Genomic DNA, 22,736 nt, shown 5'->3' with positions numbered 1-22,736 from the left:
ACGGTGTATTTTTGCTATATTTTGCACTCCTCAACCGCAATAGTTGTAAGCAGTGGAGAATTTAGTATGACCGGAAGAGCATTTATACGGCTTGTCGCCAAACGTGGCATTCCTCTGAGCTGCATCGCCAATAAATTAGACTGCCAGCTAAGTACCTTGAAAGCCCTTGAGCGTGCTGAAAAGGTGCCAAAACACTATGTATTTCGTTTTGTAAACGCTTTTCACAGTTCTTTGACTGAGTCCGACATGCTAGCTCTCGCTCACTAATCAGTCTCTCCATTGAATATCTTTGTAGTTAAAACCACGTCTGAGCGTTGGCTTAATGACCTCAAAATACGGAGATAAGTCAAAGTCGCGTGGCGTAAAGTGGCTAAAATGTCTCGCTGAATAAGCTCTTTTTTGTTTGCTAAATGCCCTGTCTGTCGATGGTTTATCTGTTGAAGGTTCGTCTGCCAAAGGGCCATCTGCCAAAGGGAGTATGGGGTAACGAATTGACTGAAAAGCCTGCGCAACAAGGGTTGAGCATATTGCTTTGGTCGGGTCGCCACTGCCAAATTCCAGCAGCTTGCGCCGATAGCGATTAGGTACAGGCGGAATTGGCAATAGATAACGCATCAAATCAAATACATTTTTTTTGTCGTACTGATGGCCTAAGCGTGAGATAGCAAAATCGAGCAATGCCTTTACATCCTCCTCCTCAATACTTATAGGTCGGCAGATACGAAGATTAAAGCCCTCATATTTATTTAGCCCAACGGTAATCACCCCCTCTACTAAGTCAGCTTCCAAGATAGGTTCAAGCCCATCTTGCTCTCCAATATAGAGGCACACATGCGACCAAGTGGACTGCGTGAGATATTTAATAGCAGTACTAATACGGCTGTTGCCTTCCACTAGAATCAAATCGCCAGGCTGCAGACATGCGCGCAAATCATGCTCGCTCAAGGTGCTAAAGGTGCGATAATTAGGGCGCGGCTGAGACAGAAATTTAGCCAAGGTAGCGCCGCAATAAGCACCTATCCGAGACACTATTCCGCTGTCTTGTTCTTCTTGAGGCTGTGGCATGTCTACACCTTATTGACCTATTCGCGCCAGTTAAAAAGGGCTAAAGTCTATACGGACTGATGTGAGTAGTCGAGTTGCAATATGCATGCGAGGTGCTACTTTAAAGAAGAACAAAATTGCTAACACTAGGGTATTTAGGCTATTGTTCTGTCAAATAACAAATATGGGTACTATTGATTAGCATGGAATTTTTGCTCTTACTCGTCGCCTTTGTTTGCGGTTTTTTGTGTAAATTTGTGAGCCTCCCTCCCCTTGTTGGTTATCTTATCGCAGGTTTCGTGCTCAATGCCTTAGGGTTTTCTACCAATCCTGCCCTCGTGACCATTGCAAATTTAGGCATTACCGTGATGCTGTTTACGATTGGTCTCAAACTCAATATTCGCGACCTATTAAAGCATGAGGTGTTTTTTGCCAGCATCGCTCACAGCACAATTTGGATATTGTGCTGTGCGGGTATTCTGTTTTTATTGAGTCTGGTGCCGCTTGCGCATTTTGCCGAACTGAGGCTTGAACAGCTAGCACTCATCGCCTTTGCTTTTAGTTTTAGTTCAACGGTTTGTGTGGTAAAGGTATTAGAAGAAAGCGGTGAGAGCCGGACGCGTCATGGCAAAGTCGCCATTGGCATATTAGTAATGCAAGATATTTTTGCAGTGCTTTTTTTAGTTCTGGCGACCGGTCAAATCCCATCTATTTATGCACTCGCCTTATTTGTGCTTATTCCGCTTACGCCAGTTTTAAAAAGACTCTTGTTTGAAGCTGGGCACGGTGAGCTGCTCCCCCTTTGCGGGTTTGTGTTTGCATTGGGTGGATATCACTTATTTGAGTTAGTGGGCATAAAGGGCGACTTAGGAGCCCTTATCTTCGGCATATTGCTGGCGGGTAACGCTAAATCTACCGAACTTTCTAAATCCTTATTGAGTTTCAAAGATATTTTTCTAATTGGATTTTTCTTGTCGATAGGCTTAACCGCCCTGCCTGACCTAGAAATGACCCTTATCGCGCTTCTATTAACCTTACTTATTCCCTTTAAATTTGCTTTGTTTTTTGGATTATTCTCACAGCTAAGGCTGCGCGCTCGCACGTCTTACTTGGCAAGTTTAGTCATGTCAAACTACAGTGAGTTTGGCCTTATTGTGGCGGCCGTTGCTGTACAAATGGGCATGATCAGCGACCAATGGTTGGTAATTATTGCCATGAGCGTTTCATTTTCCTTTGTAATCACCAGTGTTCTATACAAACAGTCGCATAATCAATATCGCCGCTTGAAAGAACCTTTACGCCGCTTTCAAAAACCGCGCGCGCTTCCTGAAGACGTATATCCCAGCTTTAATGATGTAGATGTTTTAGTGATTGGTATGGGGCGTGTAGGAAAAGGTGCGTTTAGTGCGCTATCTAAGGTGATGGGACAAGCGGTTTGCGGCATGGATGCAGACCAAGAGAAAATTGAACGCTTAAACAGTGATGGCTACAACGCCATTGTGGGCGATGGTGAGAACATCGACTTGTGGGAAAATCTCGATATTGCCAACTTGAAGCTTGTATTGCTTGCGCTTCCCTCAATTGAGGACTCTTCAAACATTACCCGTCAGCTTCGAAACGCACAGTTTGAAGGCAAAATTGTGGCGATCGCGCGTTATGAGGACGAAGTGCAGCCCTTACTCGATAAAGGCGTTGACCAAGTATTCAACTTCTTTACTGATGCTGGTTTAGGCTTTGCCGAAGAAAGCTTGGCAATATTGCAACATGGTAATTTACGTGCAAGTGAGGCCGCAGCGGCAGAGCGTGCACTACAATCAAACTGAGGTTGGCGCATCTGCGGCTTATCGCTCCACAGCGATTAACCATACAGTGAAGCATACGTTGAAGCATGCGTTTAAACTAAGGTTTGAAACGAAACCGTATCCTTAATGAGAATGATTATACTTTCTAAATAGCTGAAATATATAGTATTTTTATGTTTTCCGCTTTGCTTTGAGTAAGCAAAGTTGTTACACTCATTTCCTCATTTTTGTTTGGAGATATCCATGCAGGGCCAGTTACCCGTTATTAAAGCATTAAATGAAATGCTGACGGTGGAGCTTACATCCATCAATCAGTATTTTTTACATGCGCGTATGCATAAAAATTGGGGTTTGGAAAAACTCAACAGCGCGGCTTACAAAAAGTCAATTTTAGATATGAAACAAGCCGATAAGCTCATTGAACGCATTTTGTTCTTAGAAGGCTTGCCTAATCTTCAAGCGCTCGGAAAGCTGTACATTGGCGAAGATACCCCTGAGTGTTTAAAGTGCGATATGACCTTTGAACAGGCTCAAATTCCGCAGCTTAAGCAGGCTATAGCGCTTTGCGAGCAACACCAAGACTATGTTAGTCGTGATCTGCTATCTAAGTTGCTTGACGATGAAGAAGAGTATTTAGATTGGCTTGAAACTCAGCTTTTACAAATTGAACAGATGGGCATTGAGAACTATCTACAAGCACAACTGGAGGATTAATCATGCAAGGCAAAGAAAACGTGATCGCAGGCTTAAACAGCCTTCTCGGATATGAACTCGCTGCTATGGACCAGTATTTTGTGCATTCTCAAATGTATTTGGACTGGGGGTTAAATAAACTCTATGAGCGCATCAATCATGAGTTTGACGACGAAAAAGGACATGCGACGAAATTAATTGAGCGCATGCTGTTTTTGGGTGGAACGCCCGATATGGTCACTCGCACAGGTTTAATGATTGGTAAAGAAGTACCCGACATGCTGCAGAGCGATTTACGTGTTGAGTACGAAGTCGCTGCTAAACTAAAAGAGGTCATTGCAATCTGCGAATCGGAGCACGATTTTGTGACCCGCGATATGTTAATGATTCTGCTAGACGATACAGAAATGGACCATGCACATTGGCTTGAGCAACAGCTTGGTCTGATTAAGCGTTTGGGCCTTCCAAACTATCTTCAGTCGCAGATGTAACAACGCAAGCATATTAAGTCTTCAATCGTGGTTTAAAATTACGGTTGATAGCTTGAAAATGTAGCCTGCTTTAACGCCACTTCACCAGTGGCGTTATTTTTTAGTTCGATAAACATCACCCAATGCATTTCCGACAAATTGCAACTGCCTAAAAACGTCACTGCTCTATTATTATCCTGAGCACTTTCAAACAAAACGGGCGTTTTGCCCATATACATATTCACCCCTTCTATCCATGAATTTTGAACCACAATGTCGTCGCTTAATTCAAAGCGAATGAAGAGTTCTTCTTCAGCCACGGGGGCTTGTTCAAACTTTACACTAACAGGGCGATTAAACGCGGAAAATACGCATTCGCTAGCGGTGATATCACAATCATTGTTTTTAATTAACGATTCATTTACATAACTTACTGACACCCCGTAGATAGCCGCGCACAGCAGGGCTATAAACAAAATTATTCGACTAATGGGTAATGAATTTTTCACAAATAATTAACCGTAAACATTCCTTTATTGACCTTGATCAAACCTTAGTTTGATATGGTATCTTTTTGTATTTAAAAACTTTATGATTCCCCTCGACTAGTGCCGAGTTTACTTTTCTTGCGCGCCCCACTCAACTAGGACGTTAGAAATAAAAGTAAGTTTACACTCGTTTCATCGGTTCCATTTTATTTCTATACACGGAAATTTTTAGTTATGAGCGAAACAAGCCAAGTACATCCTGATTACAACTATAAAGTAGTTAGGCAGTTTACAGTCATGACAGTAATATGGGGCATCATTGGAATGGCGGTGGGCGTGCTATTAGCCGCACAGCTTTTTGCACCCGCGCTGAATTTTGATATTCCATGGCTCACATACTCCCGTCTTCGACCTCTTCATACAAACGCCGTAATTTTTGCGTTTGGTGGGTGTGCATTATTTGCAACGTCCTATTACATTGTTCAGCGCACTTGTCAGGTTCGCTTGTTCAGCGACAAATTAGCTGCTTTTACCTTTTGGGGATGGCAAGCGGTTATATTGTCAGCGGTAATAACACTGCCTTTAGGGATTACAGGCTCTAAAGAGTACGCTGAGCTAGAGTGGCCAATTGACATTTTGATTGCTTTGGTTTGGGTCGCATACTGTATCAACTTCTTTGGTACCTTGGTCATTCGAAAAACCTCTCATATCTACGTAGCAAACTGGTTCTTAGGCGCCTTCATGCTGACCGTTGCGGTTTTGCATATCGGCAACAGTATGGCTATTCCCGTGACCTTCTTTAAATCATATTCAATTTATGCAGGTGCGGTAGATGCCATGATGCAGTGGTGGTATGGGCATAACGCGGTAGGGTTTTTCTTAACCGCGGGATTTTTGGGCATGATGTATTATTTTGTGCCTAAACAAGCTGGCCGCCCGGTTTATTCCTACCGTTTATCTATTGTTCACTTCTGGGCGTTGGTATCGCTCTATATCTGGGCCGGTCCGCATCACTTACACTATACAGCGCTACCTGATTGGACGCAGTCATTAGGCATGGTGATGTCAATCATCTTGTTTGTACCGTCGTGGGGAGGCATGATTAACGGAATAATGACCCTTTCAGGGGCATGGCATAAACTTCGTACCGACCCTATTCTTCGATTCCTCATTGTATCGCTAAGTTTTTACGGCATGTCTACCTTTGAAGGTCCGATGATGGCAATAAAAACCGTAAATGCCTTATCTCATTACACTGACTGGACAGTAGGTCACGTTCACTCTGGTGCTTTAGGTTGGGTGGCAATGGTATCAATTGGTTCGATATATCATCTTGTGCCTATCTTATTCGGGCAGCCAAAAATGTATAGCACACGCTTGATTAACATACATTTCTGGTTAGCGACTATAGGCGTAGTGTTATACATCGTCGCCATGTGGATATCAGGTGTTCTACAGGGTCTTATGTGGCGCGCAATTAACGCTGACGGCACCCTCGCCTACTCATTTGTTGAGTCTTTAGAAGCTTCAAAACCGTTTTATGTTGTTCGCTTTATTGGTGGTTTGTTCGTGGTAGCCGGCATGCTGTTAATGGCTTACAACTGCTACAAGACTATTAGAGCGCCAAAAGAAGAAACACTGGGCAGTGATGCAGATGTTGCGGCATTAGGAGCAGCGAAATGAAAAATCCACATGAGTTAATTGAAAAAAATGTTGGCTTATTAACGGTTCTGATTTTAGTGGCCATCAGCTTTGGCGCGATGGCGCAGATTCTGCCGCTGATGTTTCAGCAAAGTGTACTTGAGCCGGTGAAAGGACTGCGTCCTTACACTGCGTTAGAAATGGAAGGTCGCGATATTTACATCCGTGAGGGTTGTGTAGGTTGTCATAGCCAAATGATCCGACCTTTCCGTGCAGAAACAGAACGCTATGGGCACTATTCAGTATCAGGTGAATCTGTGTGGGAACGCCCGTTTTTATGGGGTTCAAAACGCACAGGTCCAGATTTGGCCCGTGTAGGTGGACGCTACTCAGACGAATGGCACCGCGTTCATTTAATTAATCCGCGTAATGTTGTGCCTGAATCTAACATGCCTGGTTATCCATGGTTGGCTGAAAATAAGTTAACGGGTGAAGATACAGCGAAAAAGCTAGAAGTGAATCGTATGCTCGGCGTGCCATACACTGATGAAGACATTGCTGGCGCAAAAGCCGCGGTTGAGGGTAAAACTGAAATGGAAGCGCTTATTGCTTACCTTCAGTCTCTCGGCACGCATTTGCAGTAAGGCATAACGAAATGAGTAATGCGTAATGGATCAAGGAATTATTGGCAGCATATTTACTGTCATCGTGTTCGTTTCCTTTGTGGGCGCAATCATATGGGCGTTTAGCAGCCGCAATAAAAAGAGTTTTGATGAAGCAGCTAACCTCCCCTTTGCGGATGAAGAGAAACCCCAGTCAATAAAGAAAGATCAGGAGTCATAAGCAATGACTATGTTTTGGACAATTTGGATCAGCGTTATAAGCTTAGGCACCATCTTAGGTTGCTATTTGTTAATGCGCTGGACACTTGCAAATAATACAGGTGTTGAAGAAGGCGAATCAATGGGTCATGAGTTTGACGGCATTGAGGAAATTAACAATCAGCTTCCACGCTGGTGGACCATTCTATTTTACATCACCATGGTGTGGGGCGTGCTATATCTTATCGCCTACCCCGGTTTAGGTGGTTTCAAAGGGCTTTTGGGCTGGAAGAGTGCAAACCTTCATGTATTGAGCTTAGAAGAGTCAGAGCAGGCCTTAAGAGCTGATATTGAGGCCGGTACACTCAATGAGTACGCGACGCAAATAAAGATTGCAGAAGAACGCTTCGACCCAATCTTTGAGGCCTACGCGAAAGTGCCCATTGAAACCCTTGCTAAAGATGAAGAGGCCTTACAAGTAGGTAAACGTTTGTTTATTCAAAACTGCGCACAGTGCCACGGCTCTGATGCTAGAGGCCAGCGCGGCGGGTTCCCTAACCTTACCGATAACGATTGGCTGTATGGCGGAAGCGGTGAAAAAATCAAAGAAACCTTGATTAAAGGGCGCATCGGCGCAATGCCAGGATGGTTAGCAAGCTTCGGCGAGCAAGGCGTAGATGAAGTTGTGGCCTACACACTTAGCTTAAGCGGCAGAGATGTGGACACAGATTTAGCCAACGCAGGCAAAGCACGTTTTGCTGCATGTGCAGCGTGTCACGGTATGGACGGTAAAGGCAATCAAATGATTGGCGCGCCAAACCTTACTGACAACATCTGGTTGTACGGCGGAAGCGAGAGAGCAGTCACTGAAACTCTATACTATGGCCGAAACGGTGTAATGCCGGCGTTTAATGAAACCTTAGGCGAAGACAAAGTGCACGTGGTAGCGGCTTACGTGTACAGTTTGTCGCAAGAGTAAGCGAAAGATTCGCGAATTATAAGGTCTGTAGACAAGTTAATTCGTTGATGAAAAGCCTCGTTTTACGAGGCTTTTTTGTGTAACTTTCATCAATCGCTTAGGTAGTATTGGTGAGCTAATTTTAGGCAAATCATGCAAGAGAAAGACACAACAGCTTGGTATAAACAGTTTTGGCCTTGGTTTTTAATTGCCATTCCCTTGTCATCGATGATGGTCGGCAGTGTGGTGATACACTTTGCTACCGATGGTACAAACGCAATGGTAGTAGATGACTATTATAAAGAGGGAAAAGCGATTAACGCGCGTTTGGAAAAAATAGATAGGGCAAAAGAACTTGGTATTACTACCCTCTTGAACGTTAAACAAGGCAATATTGAGCTTGAGTTTACCAGCGGTGCGCCACAAACCGGTGAGGCCTTAAAACTTGAGTTTTTTCATGTTACGCAAGAAGCAAAAGACTTTGATGTATTGCTGACACGAGACGCCAACGGCACGTATCGCAGCAATGCTGAAAACGACATCAAGGGTAAATGGCGCATACGCCTTATGCCTCTTGATGAAAACTGGAAAGTACAAGACGTTGTTAACCTGCCCCAAACCAAGGCATTTGTGTTCGAGCCATAATATAAATGAGTATAACGATTGCACCGGGCGCCTGTTTTCACTGCGGTTTACCAAACACTGAAGGTGACACCTACCCCGTAAGTATAATTGGGCAAACACACTTTATGTGCTGCCCTGGCTGTCAAGCTGTAGCGTCAGCCATTGTTGATAATGGGCTGGAAAGCTACTACGAATTTAGAACCGAGCCGGCTGCCCGCGGTGATGCGGCGCTTGATAATACGATGTCTAAACTGGCAGTGTACGATGAGCCTGAGCTTCAGGAAGAGTTTGTATTTGATCAAGGCAAAGATAAACAAATTCAGCTGACCGTTGAAGGCATCACCTGCGCCGCCTGCGGCTGGTTAATAGAAAAGCAGCTCGCTAAGTTGGAAGGGATCAAGCAAGTATCGGTCAATGTGTCGGCTCGCCGGGCTTTGGTAACGTGGAATAACGAGCAAATTAAGCTTTCTGGCGTATTAAGCCGCATGAAGTCTATCGGCTATGAATCTCTTCCCTTTCAGCCCGATAACCATGAAGCCTCATATAAAAAAGAACAAAAGTCGTATTTAAAAAAATTAGGACTTGCCGGCATCATGACCATGCAGGTGATGATGCTTGCGATGGGTCAATACTTTGATATGTTCGGCAATATTGACGCTGAAGCCATCGGATATTTCAATGCCGTCAGCCTTTTACTAACCACACCTGTGGTCTTATATTCGGGCAGTATTTTTTACGTGAGCGCTATTAAAGCCATGATGGCCAAAACAGTAAATATGGATGTGCCCATCACCATTGCCATTGCCGCAACGTATGTCGCTGGGGTGCTCGCGGTTAATAAAAGCACCGGTGAGGTATATTTTGAATCTATCTGCATGTTCATTTTCTTTTTGCTTATCAGCCGGTTTTTGGAACATCGCAGCCGCCATCGCGCCTCTGAAATTTCATCAAACATGTTAAAACTCATACCGGTTACCGCCTCGCGTTTGCAAGATGGTCAGTGGGTATCTGTACTTGCAAAGCAGCTGCTTGCTGGCGATACAGTGTTGGTAAAAGCGGGCGAATCGATTCCTATCGACGGCGTAATTACTGAAGGTGAATCAAGTGCAGATGAATCGATGCTTACCGGTGAGTTTGAACCTGTGAAAAAACGCAAGGGCGACCGCGTATATGCCGGTTCGCTTAATCAGCAAGGGAGCATTACCCTGCAGGTTAGCAGCAGCCTTAAATTTGCCATGATGAACCAAATATTACGACTGCAGGAAGTCGCTATGGGCAGCAAACCCAAGGTTGCTCTAATTGCCGATAGACTGTCGCGATACTTTGTGAGCGTTGTGCTCGTGGTAAGTGCGTTGACTTATTGGTATTGGTGGTCACAAAATGACCCTCATGCATTTTGGATTACTATTTCGGTCTTAGTAGCAACCTGCCCTTGTGCACTTGGGCTAGCCACACCATCAGCGTTAACCTGCGCTATGGCCAAACTCAATAAGCTTGGTATTTTATTAAAACGAGCCGACGCGCTTGAGCAAATCACGCATGCAACAGACATTGTATTTGATAAAACCGGCACGCTTACCCAAGGCAAGTTTTCGATTAACCGCGCGGTATACATGCCTGATGCTTCTCTTATTGAAACTACTAGCGCGCCTGCAGGTGTTTCTGTAAACAAGCATGTAGAGGAACATTTGTCTTCGTTAGCCTGTTTGCTCGAGTCTCGCTCTGAACACCCCATTGCTAAAGCCTTTAGTGCAGAAGCGTTAAAGGTAAAGAGCATGTCGTCATTTAATATAGAAAGCTACGACGTTGAAATTGGTAAAGGTATTTGCGCATCAGTGAATGGACAAAAATGCTATATCGGGTCTAAGAAGTACGTGTTGTCGAACAGTCAGCAGGCAGATATTTGGCCCGGTGCAAACGTATTAATGGCGATAAATGGGAAAGTAGCTGCGGCATTTTGGGTGACCGACACAATCAAAGAGGACGTTAAATCAGTACTCGATTCCTTGCACACCTATGATTTATCGATTTTAAGTGGCGATGCTCAAGAAAATGTTGATGCCATTGCTTCACAGCTCAATATCACGCATGGTTTTGGTGGCTGCCCACCCGAGGCTAAACTTGACCACATTCATGCCCAGCAACAGCAGGCTAAGTCGATCATTATGCTTGGCGACGGCATAAATGATGCGCCGGTGCTAGCGGCTGCCGATGTGTCTATTGCAGTTGGCAATGCATCTGATTTAGCAAAGAACGCCGCTGATATTGTGCTACTGAACCCAAAACTGAACGCACTTAGCGATGTGATAGAAATGGCCGTCCGCACGAAACGAAAAATAAAACAAAATATTGCTTGGGCACTTGGATATAATTTACTGGTTCTACCGTTTGCAGTAAGCGGCGTATTAACGCCATGGCAGGCAGCGCTTGGCATGTCTTTAAGTTCTATAATAGTGGTATATAACTCCACACGTTTAATGAGATAATTGCACCATGAGTATTATATTTGTGTTAATTCCGCTGGCGATTATCATTGTTTCAATTGCGGTTGGTGTGTTTTTTTGGGCGGTAAAGTCGAATCAGTTTGATGATCTAGAGCGTCAGGGATACAGCATTTTGTTTGACGACGACATAAAAAAGCCTAACGAAAAAGAAAAGCTTAACACTTCAACGCAGCTTATAGAAGGCGGCGCAAATCGCCCAATAAGCGCAGATACATTAGAAGATAAGGCCATCTCAGATAGCCCAGATGCACACGGCGTAACGAAGGCATCTTCCGCTAAGCATGATTGAAATCGGTCTTTTTTCCGCATTTTTAATGGGCCTGGCCGGTGGCGTGCATTGTGTAGGTATGTGCGGCGGTATTGCCAGCGCATTTACCTTTGCTATTCCCAAGCAGGCCTCTCCTTCTTTTTATATTCTGGCCTACAACGTTGGGCGAGTGCTTTCTTACAGCTTAGCGGGTGCATTAAGCGGCTATTTAGGCGCTATTGCAAGCAACGCCATCCATACCACCATCCCCATTCTCACCATTATCAGCGCGGTCTTTTTGATCCTATTGGCACTTTATATTAGCGACTGGTACAAAGGCCTTTCATATTTTGAGAAACTAGGCTCTCATCTATGGCGCTACCTACAGCCATTATCAAAAAAAATGCTGCCATTTAAGCATCCAGGATATGCGCTTGGCTATGGCATGGTTTGGGGATGGTTGCCATGTGGTTTAGTGTATACAGCGCTGACGTGGTCGATGGCATCGGGCAGTGCGCTTAATGGCGCAGCGTTTATGATGATGTTCGGCGCAGGTACGTTTCCTGCTTTAATTGCAATGAGCCTGGGCGCAAATTTTATTTTGCCCTTTTTACAACACAGTCTTACTCGCAAAACTCTAGCCTTTGGTCTAATTATCTCTGCTTTTGTTTTGATTTTACCGATTATTCAAGGTATAAAGTGATCTGAATTCTCTTAAAGGATGTAATTCATGGCATCTAGTCCTGAGCTCTCCATTCACTGCCAAAGCTGCAGCTTCAGTCACCTCTGTTTACCCGTAAGTCTAAGTAAAACAGAGCTTGAATCACTCGACGATATTATCGAAAGAAAACGTCCCTTGCACAAACATGACAAGCTCGTGCAAAGCGGTCAACCCTTTCACTCCTTGTATGCAGTGCGGTCTGGTTCTTTTAAGTCTTACATCAGCGATAAAGACGGTGTTGAACAAATCACAGGCTTTCATTTTCCTGGCGATATAATTGGCTTTGACGCATTAAAAGACAATAAGCACCAAAGTTATTCTCAAGCACTTGAAACAGCCATGGTATGTGAACTTCCTTACGATACGCTAGATAAAGTGTCGGAGCGCTATCCTAAGTTGCGTCAGCAAATAATGCGCTTCATGAGCGCAGAAATAAAGCACGATCACGAATTAATGATGCTGTTAAGCAAACGCAGTGCTGAAGAGCGCTTACTGCATTTTATTAGTCATTTATCGCAGCGCTTCGATGAGCGCGGTTATTCAGCTAAACAGTTTAATTTGTCGATGACCCGCAATGAAATTGGAAATTACCTCGGCCTCACTGTAGAGACCATTAGCCGCTTACTCACCCGTTTTCAGAAAGAAGGCTTAATAGAAGTTGACGGTAAGCTCATTACCATCTTAGATTTTGCGGGCGTTCAGCAGCGCATGCCGGAGAACGAGATTTCGATTTCTGCAATAAATTAAGATATTCATTGATCCAGCACAAGGCGCCTGCATGCATATGCTCGCGCCTTTTCTTATACTAAGGGTGTCTGAAATAACGGAGAACGTACATGTTCAACTGTTCACGCATCTTAGTCGTATTTGACCCCTACCATAAAGAACAGTCTGCGTTTCAACGCGCGTGCTATCTCGCTGAGAAGACCAACGCGAGTATCCTGCTAGTAAGCTGTATATTCGATGAAACCTACGACATGACTAACTTTTTGACCACCGAGCAGCGTGTTGATATGAAAGCGGCCTTGCTCAATGGGCAAAGCAAAGCCATGCAAGCCTATGTAAGTCGTTGTGATGCTCAGGTGCAAACAAAAGCAATTTGGAACAAATCGCTTTATCGCGGTATTGTCGACGTTGCCACCCATGAGCACTGTGATCTGATTGTGAAAAGCTGCAAACAACACAATAAGTTGGCGCAAAAAGTCTTTACGCCGAACGACTGGCATTTATTAAGGGTAAGCCCAATAAATGTATTAATGGTAAAAGAGCATAGCTGGCCTGAAAACGGCAACATTGTGTCTGCTGTTAGCATCGACACCAACGACAGTGTGCATAATCTGTTAAGCGACCGAGTCTGTAAAGTTAGTTGTGATTTAGCGAAAGTTATAGACGCAAACGTTCATTTGGCGAATACCTTCGCAGGGGCACCTGTTCATATCGCCATTGAAGTGCCTAGCTTTAACGCTCAAGCATATAACGAAGATGTGCAGGCTCGGCATTTAGAAGAGATAAATGCGATTGCAAAGCAGCATGATTTGCCTTCGAATCACGTGCACGTGTCTGAAGGCTTGCCAGAAGATGTAATCCCCAAGCTTTGCGAGCAATTAGACGCTGAACTGCTTGTTCTCGGGTCTGTTGGGCGGCGAGGCATATCCGCGGCGCTGTTAGGCAACACCGCAGAACACATTATTGATAAAATAAACTGTGATACCTTAGTCATCAAGCCAAATATCCAATAGTTATCTTTGCTTAAAAGCAACAGGTGAAACCACGGGGCAAGTTACGTATACTTGCCCCGTTTTTATTTATCTGTTCGCTTTTGCAGGTTGATGCCTCATTAATTCATTAGATCATCAACTCGCAAAGCGTTAAGGACATGTTTTAGTGATGATGCAAGGGTCAAACAACTCAAAAAAACTTCAAAAGCAGCTTAGAAGCCAATGTGCTAAAGCGGTAATTGAATACAATATGATAGAAGATGGCGACTTGGTTATGTGCGCTATAAGCGGAGGCAAAGATAGCTTTGTCATGCTTGACTGCCTGCTACATTTGAAAAAAGTAGCGCCGATAAAATTTGATGTGGTTGCCGTCAACCTCGACCAAAAACAGCCAGGATTCCCAGAACATATTCTTCCGGACTACCTCGAGCATCACGGCATCGATTATTACATTATCGATAAAGACACCTATTCTATTGTTAAGCAAAAGGTTCCTGAAGGGAAAACAACCTGTTCGCTATGCTCACGTCTACGAAGAGGTACGCTGTATACCTTTGCTGATGAGATTGGTGCTCACAAAATTGCCCTCGGTCACCATATGGATGATATGGTTGAGACATTATTTTTAAACATGTTCAACAACGGTAGCTTAAAAGCGATGCCGCCCAAACTATTGAGCGATGATAAACGCAATATCGTCATTAGACCACTTGCGTTTTGTCGTGAAAAAGACATTGCGAAATACGCTGAAATCAAAGAGTTTCCAATTATTCCGTGTAATCTGTGTGGCTCTCAAGAAAATCTTCAGCGTAAAGTAGTCAAAGAGATGCTAAGCAATTGGGATAAACAAAGTCCCGGTCGTGTTGAAAATATATTCACGAGTTTAAAGAACGTGAGTCCGAGTCAGTTAGCTGACGGCGGAATTTTTAATTTTACAGACCTTACTATCGACCGCACTGCCCCGCGCAAAGCGTATGAGCATAGCGGTCCAGAAGTAGCATATTCAAATTTAATTGATTTGAGCGTAAGCTACGAATAGAAGGCTGAATAGAAGCTTAACAACTAGGAGAAAATGTGAAAATTGGTTTGGCTTTGGGCGCAGGCGCTGCGCGCGGTTGGGCACATATTGGTATTATTAAAGCGCTAGAGGAAATAGGCGTAAAAATAGACGTTGTCGCAGGCTGTTCAATCGGCGCGTATGTTGGTGCGGCCTACGCAAGTGGACATCTAGACGAGCTCGAACAATGGGCCAATAGCTTAACCGAATGGCAGGTTTTCGGTTTGCTGGGCGTAGGCTTTCGCAGAGGCGGTCTCGCTAGCGGTCAAAAGGTATTTGAAAAACACAAAAAAGACTTTTGCGCCGAATCATTTGAAAAAATGCTCAAACCTTTTACCGCCGTTGCTACAGACCTTTATTCAGGTAAAGAGGTAGTATTTAATAAAGGCGATATTAACGACGCCATTCAAGCCTCGTGCGCCATTCCGGCACTGTTCGCCCCAATTGAACATGAAGGACGATGGTTAGTCGACGGTGCTGTGGTTAATCCAGTGCCAGTGAATCAATGTCGTCAACTGGGTGCTGATTTTGTTATTGCGGTGAATTTAAGCGCAGACTTTCGGCCTCAGTTAATTGAAAAGTTTGAAGATGAGCACAGAGCATCGCAGAAGAAAACCGATGAAATGATTGGTAAGAGCGCAAATGGCTTCATGAAACAATGGTTCTCACCTGATCCGAAACCCAATAAAAAGACAGCGCCGGGTATTATGGGCGTGATGAGCAGTTCTTTAGAAATACTCCAAGCAAGGGTGACGCGCTCACGCCTTGCCGGTGATCCGCCCGATATTCTCATAGAGCCGCAGTTGCGGGATGTTGGCTTATTAGAATTTCATCGCGCAAAGGAGCTTGCTGAAAAGGGCCATCGAAGTGTTGGGCGTTTAGCTGACCAAATCAGCTACCAGCTCAGTCTACGGACTGGAGAAGACATCAAAGACTAAGCCTTTTTTATTTGCTAGCTAGAGCGGTTATGCGTAACGGTTTTGTGGGTAGCTCTAAGGCCTTTTCTTTCTCGAAGAACGCCTCATCTAAACGTAAAGTGCCTTGAATGATTTTTTCGCCATTGTCTAAATCAACGGTGTAGCTTTCGTCTTCAAATTGAAATACTAAGCCCTTCACCGTTGGCATCATGAATGACATAAAGCTACCCATTTCATTAAAAAAGGCTTCGTATTGTTGATGTATAAACATCAATTCATCATAGCTGTAGCTTTGTTTAACATATTCGGGCTTGGTTTCAAGCTGAACGGATATATCGCACTGATTACTTTGCTCTTCAAAGTCAATATAGATGACTGCATCAGCCATTCTCAAAGCCCTTTCTGAGGGCACAGTAAAGCGGTTCTCGTTGCTAACGTCTAAAGGGATTTGCTGTTTCTGCGTACTGATGCGTGCACTGTTTATTTGGCACAACTGTTTGCTTTGAACGTGTACAAAGCCAAAAGCAAATTGCAATGCTTGGGTATCATCGTTATTTAGTTTGCGAACGTGTGAGTAAAAGGTCTTATACGCAACCTGTATTTCGTCTGCATACACCCCATTTACGCCGCTCAGCATACATATAATGAGCGCGCAAAGCGTGTTGTTTAGCAGTTTCGTTTTCATTTTAAGGGGTTCTCACTAATGTTGTATGTACTTTGGTGCCTGCTTTGGTATATGTGCCGAGGCTAAAAACAACCTTATATAAGCTCTCTGTTCACTCGAATCATTTGCTGAAGCTCTTCAATATACTCTTCACCACGCTCAGAGTATTGCACCAATCCTTCAGCTAGCTTCATTGCGGTAATAGGTTTATTGCTTGCTCTTAGCTCAGCTCTAATTGCTCTTAACTCTTTGTACGCCGGATGACGGTTAAGATTTCGCATATATGAATACATTGCGGCCGACAAGTCATCATATTTAGCCACCTCATGTATTGCGCCTTCGTTTCTGCGTTTAGGCACAAACCCGCAATCTTCAACAAAGCACCACATACCAAAAAAATTGTAGCCTTCAACCGCGAAGCGGCTTGTGCCCCATGCTGATTCATTCGCACTTTGTACCAATACAAGCTCAACAGGAATAATATCAACGCGGCGTAATAATGTCGTAAATGCTGCATCTAAGTCTTGATCTGTCTCAACTCGATACTCATCAATCAGCCAGTTTAACTGTTCTTGTTCGTCGCTACTTAGGCCATTTCCGCCATCTACTTTGGCTTGCAACTCTTTGAGAAATTGGCGCACCTCTCTAAAGTAATCGTTTTGTGCCACCACCGCTGGTTTTAGATACTCGAAAAAGGCCTGTTTTTTGTCGCGCACATCTTCATATTGTTTAAAGTCTGGTACTGGGTCGTCAGCATGCTCTACAGCGGGAATGGTCTCAACAAGCGATGGCTGTGGCCGAAACCATATAAGTAACCCTATCAAAATAACGAGCACTGCGCCCAAAAGGGCTTTAGATTTATGCATCGAACACTCCTGTGTTTTGGTTTTCTAAAGACTCTTCTGGCTGCTCACCACAAAATAAATCATGATACAGAATCGCTTTCACATTTAGGTAATACGGGCCTACCCAGATAAGCGCAAAACCAAAGGTGATAAAAACGCCCACCATTAAGGCCACGAAAATCAAAAACATTACCGTCATTTGAAATAAATAAGCGTTACACATGCGCATTGATAATATGATGGCGGATATTGGCGTGAGGTGTTTGTCGATAATCAGAGGTGTTGCAAAAACAGTCGCAACAGCGATGTATAGGCCCGGCAAGACCATAAGCATCAGCCCGATGTCGCTGGCAATAGAGATGAGTAAAGTCGCCACGCCAAGAGGCAAAATATAACCGAAGTAAGCAAACATATTGACCGCTTTAGCTTCAAGTCTTCTGACGCTGGTTATTGCAAGCATAGTGACCCCACCGATAAGTGGCGCTAGAATCACATTAATAACAAGACTCGCAATGGCATTTTGGGTATTGTCTAAATTCCCCGCCTGCTCAATTGTTTCGATGCCAAAGGCAATCACAAATATGAAACCAAGGACGATGGCCACTGAAATGATAGTAAGTATGCCCTGCACTAACACCCAGTTATTTTGCGCACTGAGATCGCGTGCCCGTACCAACACGTTTTTTACATCAAAATCATATTGTTTTGCCAGCATTTGCTGAATGTGAGCATCGTTTTTCATCGTGACCTAAGAATAATTGCGTGCACGTGGTAAGCACGGCTTTACTGCACCGTTTAGCCATATATACAGCCATGAACCCAATAATGTTACCACCAATTATTGGGCCACCACTAATATAATTGCCATTATTACCAATACAGCGCCCATTAAGCGGTCAAAAATGTATCCATGTGATACATATGCTAGCCGCACGCGTTTATGGCTGACTAAAAAACTAACGAAAATAAACCAGCATGCGGTGGCAAATGCGAGATATACGCCGTAGGTTAATTTAGCTAATAAACTCGAAGTCGCGGGGATTGCCAAAGTATATAAGGTTAGAAAAAACAGCGTCGCTTTTGGATTAAGGCCATTGGTGATAAACCCGACCATAAATGCCTTAATACTAGAGTGCGCGTTTATTTCACTCGGCGGGGCGTCATCTATTGTATTGGCTCGACTTCTTAGGGCCCCTATTCCCATCCATACTAAATAAAGCGCGGCTGCGTATATTAGGGTTTGATAAAGCCAGTCAGTTGTTTTTATCAGCAAGCTAACACCTAAAATAGAGTATGCAACGTGAAGCAAAATCCCTGCCCCTACCCCTATGCTGGTAATAATGCCCACTCGACGTCCTTGTTGCAGACTTTGCTTCATCACCACCGCAAAGTCAGGCCCAGGACTTGCCACTGCAAACGCGTGCATAAGCGCAATGCTTAACCATACCGTCCAGTCTAATCCCACTTCACTCTCCCGTGCTTATTGGCAAATGATGTTGCGCACCCCAGTCAGACCAAGAACCGTCGTAAACATATAATGGACTATGCCCTAACGCGTCTGCTGCTTGCGCCAATATGCAGGCCGTGACGCCACTGCCACAGGTAAACGCCATGGCTGATTGCGATTCGTAATTAGTGAGTGCAGTCGTAAAGACATGTTTTAGAGCATCAATGGGCAAAAATCCACCGTTATTACACTGTAAGTGCCGGTAAGGAATATTAACTGAATTAGGAATATGGCCGCTGCGCATATTCGGAGCGTCAAGCTTCTCTTTACCGCTGAATCTTGCCTGACTTCTGGCGTCTAGCAGTGGCAAATGTGTGCCTGTTGCCTGCGCTACCGACTTAACTACCGACTTAGCAATAAAATCACTGTCTACAAATTGGTATTGTGGATTTGGCGTGGCAACAAAGCTCCCCTTTTTTATTGGCTTAGCCGCCAATGCTTGCGTATTCAAACCTCTTGAATGCCATTGAGGCAAGCCGCCTTCGAGCACTCGAATGTTGTCATGTCCCATACTCTTGAACATAAACCACACTCTTGACGCACAAAAGTTGCCAAAATCGTCATAAACGACAATCTCATCGCCTATATTAATGCCAAGGCGCCTCACCTCTCGTTCAAACACATCGACAGATGGCATCATATTACTCAGGCTTGAAGCGGTATCTCGTATAACAGATTGAAAATCAAACAAAAGTGAGTTCGGGATTAAGGCATCAGGGCGCTGTTTTACAATATCAGGCTTATCTGCGGGTGCATCCACCATCGTCGTATAGAGAAGAACAGGCGAGGCAGACAGAGCCACGTACTCATCTATGCTAATTTGCGACGCAATGGATTGGCTAAGATTATTCGTCATGAGAATGTCCTCTTAGATAAAAATGCCCAGCCTTAATTGCCAGACTGGCTGGCTTGATACTCGGCCTCAATGTCGGCATGCATTTTTTTGATCACAGGGCCTTTTCGAAGCTCAAGGGCTCGGCAAATTAAGCTGTAGGCGGTGTTTATATCCCCTCTTTGCCAAAACAAACGAGCGGTCTCGCGATAAAAATCGCAGGCATCGAAATTCGGCATTCCTTTGATAACATTTGGATGAAAAAACGCAGTTTTTTCTTTTTGCGACTGCTTGACACTGTGGTCAAATAAATCACAAAGTTTTTGCTTATCAGCGTCTATATGTTTCCAACTATTGCTTACCACCCTGTCCTTCAAAGTCTCATAGAGCCGTTTTTGCTTTGATTTAAAATGTTTAACGATATCCGTGATTTCACAGAGCATGTCGAGGGACGAAAAATGGCGTGTCTCGTCGAGCTTAGGTTTTGGTAGCAAAATCCCAAAGCTTGACTGTATTTTGTCTACCGAAACAGAGAATTTTTTATCAAGCGCAACAAAGCTTTCTGCTGCTAAGGTATCGCGCAGTGATGCAGAAGAAAATCGCCCATCATCACACAGCGCCTGCAGCTCATGATCGACTTGTGAATTAAGTCGCCTATCTTCTTCACTCAGCACATAATTAAGCAGGCGCTTAAACTCAAGTGCCGATGCGCTGTAGCCGCTATTGATTTTTTTTGCTTCGGTATTTTTGGTGACATACTGAGTATCAAACCCTAATAAATTAAAAAACTGATGCAATACAGAAGATGGACCAGTTAAGTCGGAATGATAAGGCAGCGTAATAAAATGTTCTGAAAACTTTTCGGCAAACTCAAATAACGTACGCCCTTCTAAAATAGGCTTTGCAACCTTCGTCGCAGCATATACATAGTCGTCGAGTGGCTGCGTCTGATAATGACGCTTAACCATTTGATTGTAGCCTGAAAAAAGAGAGTCGAAAGGATGCCTTACAAAACCTACGATAGCTGCTGAAACACCCTGTAACACATGCGCCATCGCCTCTGCATGCAGGTGCAGACCTTCACTGGAAATAATCAGTTGTTGCTGCTTTTTCTTGGCTTTTGCTAAGTGAGTCCTAAGATAGTCTTGTGCGCCCGTTAAGTCATTCGCATGAATGAGCTTATAAAATTTATCATGGCCACCCGACACACCGTTTTTGTCTAAGCCATGACGAGGATAATGCGCCCCCTGCTTGCTCAACCAGCGTTGATTATCAAGGCAAAATTTTTGGATGGCGGAGGAACCTGTTTTCGGAAGGCCAATATGCACGATCACGTCATATTGGGATACAGTACTTGCTGGCATTAATACCTATTCTTCTGATGGTCGCAGTTTATTTAAGGCCTAAAGTATACATCAAACACCCTCGAAAGCATGAAAAAACTGTGCCTTGCTGGCATATGTAAGCAACACTATTAACAATTGGAAACTAAGAGATAGCCTCTGTCCGCTCACGAAATTGCTCCAGTGCTTTTTTGGCATCAACTAAATCGATATTTTTAAACGATGCCTCAATCACCTTACTCGCCAGTGGGTTCGCTTCGGCAACTATATTCAACACTCGCTCATATTCGGCTTGAATAAATATTTGTGCCCGTTTTATCGCATCATCGTAATTGCTCATTTGCGCATGCATAAATGCATCATAGCGCTCAAATGCTTCCTGATTAAAGCTCAAATGCTCAGTGTCATCAGCAGCTGGATAGCCCTTTCGCCGATTACTTTTAATGGGGACTTCGTTGTCTGCTTGTTGTTCTGGATTGAACTTTCCTAAGTTTGCGATGTACTCCATTTGGCTACGATATGGCCGATGTACAATGAACGCTTCTTTTACCGGTTTACTTAACTCATGTTGCTGCACTCTCGACATGCGGTTGTCATCGCAAACAAAGTTTTCACCATTCGCCAACTTGTATTTAAAGCTAGGGTCTACAACATTATGTGGATTCATCCCTCGAGGCAACTTAGCGCGAGTTTTAAGAAGGGACTTTACCTGCGGCGCACGTATAACTCGCATCTGAGGCTCAATGGCGCGCGCAAAATTGCGCTCGGGCTTAAATTTGTTTATCCATTCAAAACTAATGCTGTCGGCATCAATTGACGTTTGAACTAGCTCTTTGATGGAAGAACGTAAATCTTTTGGGGTCCAAAACTCATCTATATCTAAAAACAACACATGCGAAAATTCGCGTTCAGAAGCTGTTTTAAGCGCACTAAAATATGCGACTTTTTGTGGATTTACTGCCCCTTCGGTAAAGATATGATCTGCGTTAATAAAACTTACCTGGTTGTTGCTGGCGAACTGCCTCGAGATTTCATCCGTGTTATCGCTAGTGCGATTTACAAATACGTCAATGTGATCGAGACCAAAATAAAGATGATGCAATAGCCATTCAGGAAGATAAGCGGCCTCGTTTTTAGCAATACCCGCGAGCAAAATCTTTGTAGGCTTGCTTTGCTTACCGGCAAACAACTTTTTCAGAAACATTACACGCTCCCCGTTTGCATATACCAAGTAAGCTGAGTTCGAATAAACTTAAAATATACACCAGACATTTTTTGCAAAATGCCCTACAAGCTCTGCAGCGTCTTAGCATATCTTTGAGCGGTTTTGGTGGCGGCGTCTTTTAAACTTTGGCTTTCAAGCATCATGCGTGACACACTGGTTTGCTCAACAAAACTGCTGGTCATTGTTTTACCCGACTGCACGTCAACGAGGTCTAGCTGTATGCTGGAATGAATGGTCGTGCTTTCGGTGATGGCCATAGCGCCAGAACGCACCTGGCCCGTAAAATAGGCTTGTGCATTTAAATATTTTGCTACTGCAGCAAGCTCATTTGGTCTCAAAGTTGATAGCTGCGAGCCTAATTGTAATGCCTTTGCTGCCATAAGCGCTTGCTCATGATTAATGAGTTCTATTTGTGTTGAACCGCCGAGTTCATCCAGCAGGCGCTTATAGACATAGTTTGCAGTGTCGCCACTCAAATGGGTGAATAAAATACGCTCATATTGTGTGTTAGCAAAGGTGTCGCTTACCTTCATAGTGCTGCCGCACGCAGTTAATAAACATGATAAAAGTAAGACGCAAAGGTATCTCATCTCTTCCTACTATAAAGGCTGTATG

26 protein-coding genes are annotated in these 22,736 nt (G+C 44.1%); 16 read left to right on the top strand and 10 right to left on the bottom strand.

The window, feature by feature from the left end:
* Nucleotides 1-66 precede the first annotated feature (66 nt).
* A complete protein-coding gene (locus ACFO4O_RS04625) occupies nucleotides 67-267 on the top strand; it encodes a tetraspanin family protein (RefSeq protein WP_382406187.1) in 201 nt (66 codons plus the stop codon).
* On the opposite strand, the gene ACFO4O_RS04620 is transcribed toward ACFO4O_RS04625, so the two are convergent.
* Entirely contained in the window at nucleotides 268-1,065 is a 798-nt protein-coding gene (locus tag ACFO4O_RS04620; RefSeq protein WP_382406186.1) for a YiiX/YebB-like N1pC/P60 family cysteine hydrolase, read from the bottom strand.
* 182 nt (nucleotides 1,066-1,247) lie between these two features.
* Between ACFO4O_RS04620 and ACFO4O_RS04615 the strand changes: the two genes are divergently transcribed.
* From ACFO4O_RS04615 to bfr (ACFO4O_RS04605), 3 genes are all read left to right on the top strand, one after another.
* Complete coding sequence (locus ACFO4O_RS04615) at nucleotides 1,248-2,867, top strand: cation:proton antiporter domain-containing protein (RefSeq protein ID WP_382406185.1); 1,620 nt, start codon at nucleotides 1,248-1,250, stop codon at nucleotides 2,865-2,867.
* Nucleotides 2,868-3,089: 222 nt separating this feature from the next.
* A complete protein-coding gene (gene bfr / locus ACFO4O_RS04610) occupies nucleotides 3,090-3,560 on the top strand; it encodes a bacterioferritin (RefSeq protein WP_382406184.1) in 471 nt (156 codons plus the stop codon).
* A gap of 2 nt (nucleotides 3,561-3,562) precedes the next feature.
* Nucleotides 3,563-4,030 (top strand): bacterioferritin, encoded by a 468-nt coding sequence (gene bfr, locus ACFO4O_RS04605; RefSeq protein WP_382406183.1) that lies wholly within the window; start codon nucleotides 3,563-3,565, stop codon nucleotides 4,028-4,030.
* Between the two features lie 38 nt (nucleotides 4,031-4,068).
* Here the strand turns inward: bfr (ACFO4O_RS04605) and ACFO4O_RS04600 are convergent, their stop codons facing one another.
* Nucleotides 4,069-4,518 carry a hypothetical protein gene (locus ACFO4O_RS04600; RefSeq protein ID WP_382406182.1) on the bottom strand — a complete coding sequence of 150 codons (450 nt, stop codon included), beginning with the start codon at nucleotides 4,516-4,518 and terminating at the stop codon, nucleotides 4,069-4,071.
* A gap of 213 nt (nucleotides 4,519-4,731) precedes the next feature.
* On the opposite strand from ACFO4O_RS04600, the gene ccoN reads away from it, so the two are divergent.
* The 12 genes from ccoN (at nucleotide 4,732) to rssA (ending at nucleotide 15,726) form a co-directional block, all read left to right on the top strand.
* Nucleotides 4,732-6,180 carry a cytochrome-c oxidase, cbb3-type subunit I gene (ccoN, locus tag ACFO4O_RS04595; protein WP_382406181.1) on the top strand — a complete coding sequence of 483 codons (1,449 nt, stop codon included), beginning with the start codon at nucleotides 4,732-4,734 and terminating at the stop codon, nucleotides 6,178-6,180.
* The gene (ccoO, locus tag ACFO4O_RS04590) at nucleotides 6,177-6,782 is read left to right on the top strand and encodes a cytochrome-c oxidase, cbb3-type subunit II (RefSeq protein ID WP_382406180.1); all 606 of its coding nucleotides are present in this window, start codon (nucleotides 6,177-6,179) and stop codon (nucleotides 6,780-6,782) included. Before ccoN ends, ccoO begins: the two co-directional genes overlap by 4 nt.
* A gap of 25 nt (nucleotides 6,783-6,807) precedes the next feature.
* The gene (locus ACFO4O_RS04585) at nucleotides 6,808-6,981 is read left to right on the top strand and encodes a cbb3-type cytochrome oxidase subunit 3 (protein ID WP_382406179.1); all 174 of its coding nucleotides are present in this window, start codon (nucleotides 6,808-6,810) and stop codon (nucleotides 6,979-6,981) included.
* Between the two features lie 3 nt (nucleotides 6,982-6,984).
* Nucleotides 6,985-7,938: a cytochrome-c oxidase, cbb3-type subunit III gene (gene ccoP / locus ACFO4O_RS04580; protein ID WP_382406178.1), complete on the top strand. Its 954-nt coding sequence runs from the start codon at nucleotides 6,985-6,987 to the stop codon at nucleotides 7,936-7,938.
* A 132-nt stretch (nucleotides 7,939-8,070) separates the two neighbouring features.
* A complete protein-coding gene (locus tag ACFO4O_RS04575; protein WP_382406177.1) occupies nucleotides 8,071-8,562 on the top strand; it encodes a FixH family protein in 492 nt (163 codons plus the stop codon).
* A 5-nt stretch (nucleotides 8,563-8,567) separates the two neighbouring features.
* Nucleotides 8,568-11,027, top strand: coding sequence for a heavy metal translocating P-type ATPase (locus ACFO4O_RS04570; protein ID WP_382406176.1), 2,460 nt, complete (start codon nucleotides 8,568-8,570; stop codon nucleotides 11,025-11,027).
* Between the two features lie 7 nt (nucleotides 11,028-11,034).
* Entirely contained in the window at nucleotides 11,035-11,334 is a 300-nt protein-coding gene (ccoS, locus tag ACFO4O_RS04565; protein ID WP_382406175.1) for a cbb3-type cytochrome oxidase assembly protein CcoS, read from the top strand.
* Nucleotides 11,327-11,995 (top strand): sulfite exporter TauE/SafE family protein, encoded by a 669-nt coding sequence (locus ACFO4O_RS04560; protein ID WP_382406174.1) that lies wholly within the window; start codon nucleotides 11,327-11,329, stop codon nucleotides 11,993-11,995. The genes ccoS and ACFO4O_RS04560 overlap by 8 nt, the downstream gene beginning before the upstream one ends.
* Nucleotides 11,996-12,022: 27 nt before the next feature.
* Nucleotides 12,023-12,760: a fumarate/nitrate reduction transcriptional regulator Fnr gene (gene fnr, locus ACFO4O_RS04555; RefSeq protein ID WP_382406173.1), complete on the top strand. Its 738-nt coding sequence runs from the start codon at nucleotides 12,023-12,025 to the stop codon at nucleotides 12,758-12,760.
* Nucleotides 12,761-12,849: 89 nt separating this feature from the next.
* Complete coding sequence (gene uspE, locus ACFO4O_RS04550) at nucleotides 12,850-13,752, top strand: universal stress protein UspE (RefSeq protein ID WP_382406172.1); 903 nt, start codon at nucleotides 12,850-12,852, stop codon at nucleotides 13,750-13,752.
* A gap of 148 nt (nucleotides 13,753-13,900) precedes the next feature.
* Nucleotides 13,901-14,770, top strand: coding sequence for a tRNA 2-thiocytidine(32) synthetase TtcA (ttcA, locus tag ACFO4O_RS04545; protein ID WP_382408229.1), 870 nt, complete (start codon nucleotides 13,901-13,903; stop codon nucleotides 14,768-14,770).
* 35 nt (nucleotides 14,771-14,805) lie between these two features.
* Nucleotides 14,806-15,726 carry a patatin-like phospholipase RssA gene (gene rssA, locus ACFO4O_RS04540; protein WP_382406171.1) on the top strand — a complete coding sequence of 307 codons (921 nt, stop codon included), beginning with the start codon at nucleotides 14,806-14,808 and terminating at the stop codon, nucleotides 15,724-15,726.
* Nucleotides 15,727-15,733: 7 nt separating this feature from the next.
* On the opposite strand, the gene ACFO4O_RS04535 is transcribed toward rssA, so the two are convergent.
* From ACFO4O_RS04535 to ACFO4O_RS04500, 8 genes are all read right to left on the bottom strand, one after another.
* Complete coding sequence (locus ACFO4O_RS04535; RefSeq protein WP_382406170.1) at nucleotides 15,734-16,390, bottom strand: DUF2987 domain-containing protein; 657 nt, start codon at nucleotides 16,388-16,390, stop codon at nucleotides 15,734-15,736.
* A 74-nt stretch (nucleotides 16,391-16,464) separates the two neighbouring features.
* Nucleotides 16,465-17,235, bottom strand: coding sequence for a glucosaminidase domain-containing protein (locus ACFO4O_RS04530; protein WP_382406169.1), 771 nt, complete (start codon nucleotides 17,233-17,235; stop codon nucleotides 16,465-16,467).
* Nucleotides 17,228-17,956, bottom strand: coding sequence for a DUF975 family protein (locus ACFO4O_RS04525; protein ID WP_382406168.1), 729 nt, complete (start codon nucleotides 17,954-17,956; stop codon nucleotides 17,228-17,230). The genes ACFO4O_RS04530 and ACFO4O_RS04525 overlap by 8 nt, the downstream gene beginning before the upstream one ends.
* A 96-nt stretch (nucleotides 17,957-18,052) precedes the next feature.
* The gene (locus ACFO4O_RS04520) at nucleotides 18,053-18,640 is read right to left on the bottom strand and encodes a LysE family translocator (protein ID WP_382408227.1); all 588 of its coding nucleotides are present in this window, start codon (nucleotides 18,638-18,640) and stop codon (nucleotides 18,053-18,055) included.
* Nucleotides 18,641-18,680: 40 nt separating this feature from the next.
* A complete protein-coding gene (locus tag ACFO4O_RS04515; protein ID WP_382406167.1) occupies nucleotides 18,681-19,577 on the bottom strand; it encodes a sulfurtransferase in 897 nt (298 codons plus the stop codon).
* Nucleotides 19,578-19,609: 32 nt separating this feature from the next.
* Entirely contained in the window at nucleotides 19,610-20,917 is a 1,308-nt protein-coding gene (locus ACFO4O_RS04510; protein WP_382406166.1) for a hypothetical protein, read from the bottom strand.
* A gap of 124 nt (nucleotides 20,918-21,041) precedes the next feature.
* The gene (locus ACFO4O_RS04505) at nucleotides 21,042-22,100 is read right to left on the bottom strand and encodes a glycosyltransferase family 2 protein (RefSeq protein WP_382406165.1); all 1,059 of its coding nucleotides are present in this window, start codon (nucleotides 22,098-22,100) and stop codon (nucleotides 21,042-21,044) included.
* Nucleotides 22,101-22,183: 83 nt separating this feature from the next.
* Nucleotides 22,184-22,654 carry a hypothetical protein gene (locus tag ACFO4O_RS04500; RefSeq protein ID WP_382406164.1) on the bottom strand — a complete coding sequence of 157 codons (471 nt, stop codon included), beginning with the start codon at nucleotides 22,652-22,654 and terminating at the stop codon, nucleotides 22,184-22,186.
* Nucleotides 22,655-22,736: the final 82 nt, after the last annotated feature.

Source organism: Glaciecola siphonariae, from assembly GCF_042652645.1.
GTDB lineage: Bacteria > Pseudomonadota > Gammaproteobacteria > Enterobacterales > Alteromonadaceae > Glaciecola > Glaciecola siphonariae.
Note: the sequence above shows the minus strand (reverse complement) of the source record. Positions and strands in the feature narration are given on the sequence as shown.

Excerpts from the sequence above, each read along its gene's own strand:
- ACFO4O_RS04625 (WP_382406187.1), top strand. The coding sequence starts at position 67 with ATGACCGGAAGAGCATTTATACGGCTTGTCGCCAAACGTGGCATTCCT.
- ACFO4O_RS04620 (WP_382406186.1), bottom strand. The coding sequence starts at position 1,065 with ATGCCACAGCCTCAAGAAGAACAAGACAGCGGAATAGTGTCTCGGATA.
- ACFO4O_RS04615 (WP_382406185.1), top strand. The coding sequence starts at position 1,248 with ATGGAATTTTTGCTCTTACTCGTCGCCTTTGTTTGCGGTTTTTTGTGT.
- bfr (WP_382406184.1), top strand. The coding sequence starts at position 3,090 with ATGCAGGGCCAGTTACCCGTTATTAAAGCATTAAATGAAATGCTGACG.
- bfr (WP_382406183.1), top strand. The coding sequence starts at position 3,563 with ATGCAAGGCAAAGAAAACGTGATCGCAGGCTTAAACAGCCTTCTCGGA.
- ccoN (WP_382406181.1), top strand. The coding sequence starts at position 4,732 with ATGAGCGAAACAAGCCAAGTACATCCTGATTACAACTATAAAGTAGTT.
- ccoO (WP_382406180.1), top strand. The coding sequence starts at position 6,177 with ATGAAAAATCCACATGAGTTAATTGAAAAAAATGTTGGCTTATTAACG.
- ACFO4O_RS04585 (WP_382406179.1), top strand. The coding sequence starts at position 6,808 with ATGGATCAAGGAATTATTGGCAGCATATTTACTGTCATCGTGTTCGTT.
- ccoP (WP_382406178.1), top strand. The coding sequence starts at position 6,985 with ATGACTATGTTTTGGACAATTTGGATCAGCGTTATAAGCTTAGGCACC.
- ACFO4O_RS04575 (WP_382406177.1), top strand. The coding sequence starts at position 8,071 with ATGCAAGAGAAAGACACAACAGCTTGGTATAAACAGTTTTGGCCTTGG.
- ACFO4O_RS04570 (WP_382406176.1), top strand. The coding sequence starts at position 8,568 with ATGAGTATAACGATTGCACCGGGCGCCTGTTTTCACTGCGGTTTACCA.
- ccoS (WP_382406175.1), top strand. The coding sequence starts at position 11,035 with ATGAGTATTATATTTGTGTTAATTCCGCTGGCGATTATCATTGTTTCA.
- ACFO4O_RS04560 (WP_382406174.1), top strand. The coding sequence starts at position 11,327 with ATGATTGAAATCGGTCTTTTTTCCGCATTTTTAATGGGCCTGGCCGGT.
- fnr (WP_382406173.1), top strand. The coding sequence starts at position 12,023 with ATGGCATCTAGTCCTGAGCTCTCCATTCACTGCCAAAGCTGCAGCTTC.
- uspE (WP_382406172.1), top strand. The coding sequence starts at position 12,850 with ATGTTCAACTGTTCACGCATCTTAGTCGTATTTGACCCCTACCATAAA.
- ttcA (WP_382408229.1), top strand. The coding sequence starts at position 13,901 with ATGATGCAAGGGTCAAACAACTCAAAAAAACTTCAAAAGCAGCTTAGA.
- ACFO4O_RS04535 (WP_382406170.1), bottom strand. The coding sequence starts at position 16,390 with ATGAAAACGAAACTGCTAAACAACACGCTTTGCGCGCTCATTATATGT.
- ACFO4O_RS04530 (WP_382406169.1), bottom strand. The coding sequence starts at position 17,235 with ATGCATAAATCTAAAGCCCTTTTGGGCGCAGTGCTCGTTATTTTGATA.
- ACFO4O_RS04525 (WP_382406168.1), bottom strand. The coding sequence starts at position 17,956 with ATGAAAAACGATGCTCACATTCAGCAAATGCTGGCAAAACAATATGAT.
- ACFO4O_RS04520 (WP_382408227.1), bottom strand. The coding sequence starts at position 18,640 with ATGCACGCGTTTGCAGTGGCAAGTCCTGGGCCTGACTTTGCGGTGGTG.
- ACFO4O_RS04515 (WP_382406167.1), bottom strand. The coding sequence starts at position 19,577 with ATGACGAATAATCTTAGCCAATCCATTGCGTCGCAAATTAGCATAGAT.
- ACFO4O_RS04510 (WP_382406166.1), bottom strand. The coding sequence starts at position 20,917 with ATGCCAGCAAGTACTGTATCCCAATATGACGTGATCGTGCATATTGGC.
- ACFO4O_RS04505 (WP_382406165.1), bottom strand. The coding sequence starts at position 22,100 with ATGTTTCTGAAAAAGTTGTTTGCCGGTAAGCAAAGCAAGCCTACAAAG.
- ACFO4O_RS04500 (WP_382406164.1), bottom strand. The coding sequence starts at position 22,654 with ATGAAGGTAAGCGACACCTTTGCTAACACACAATATGAGCGTATTTTA.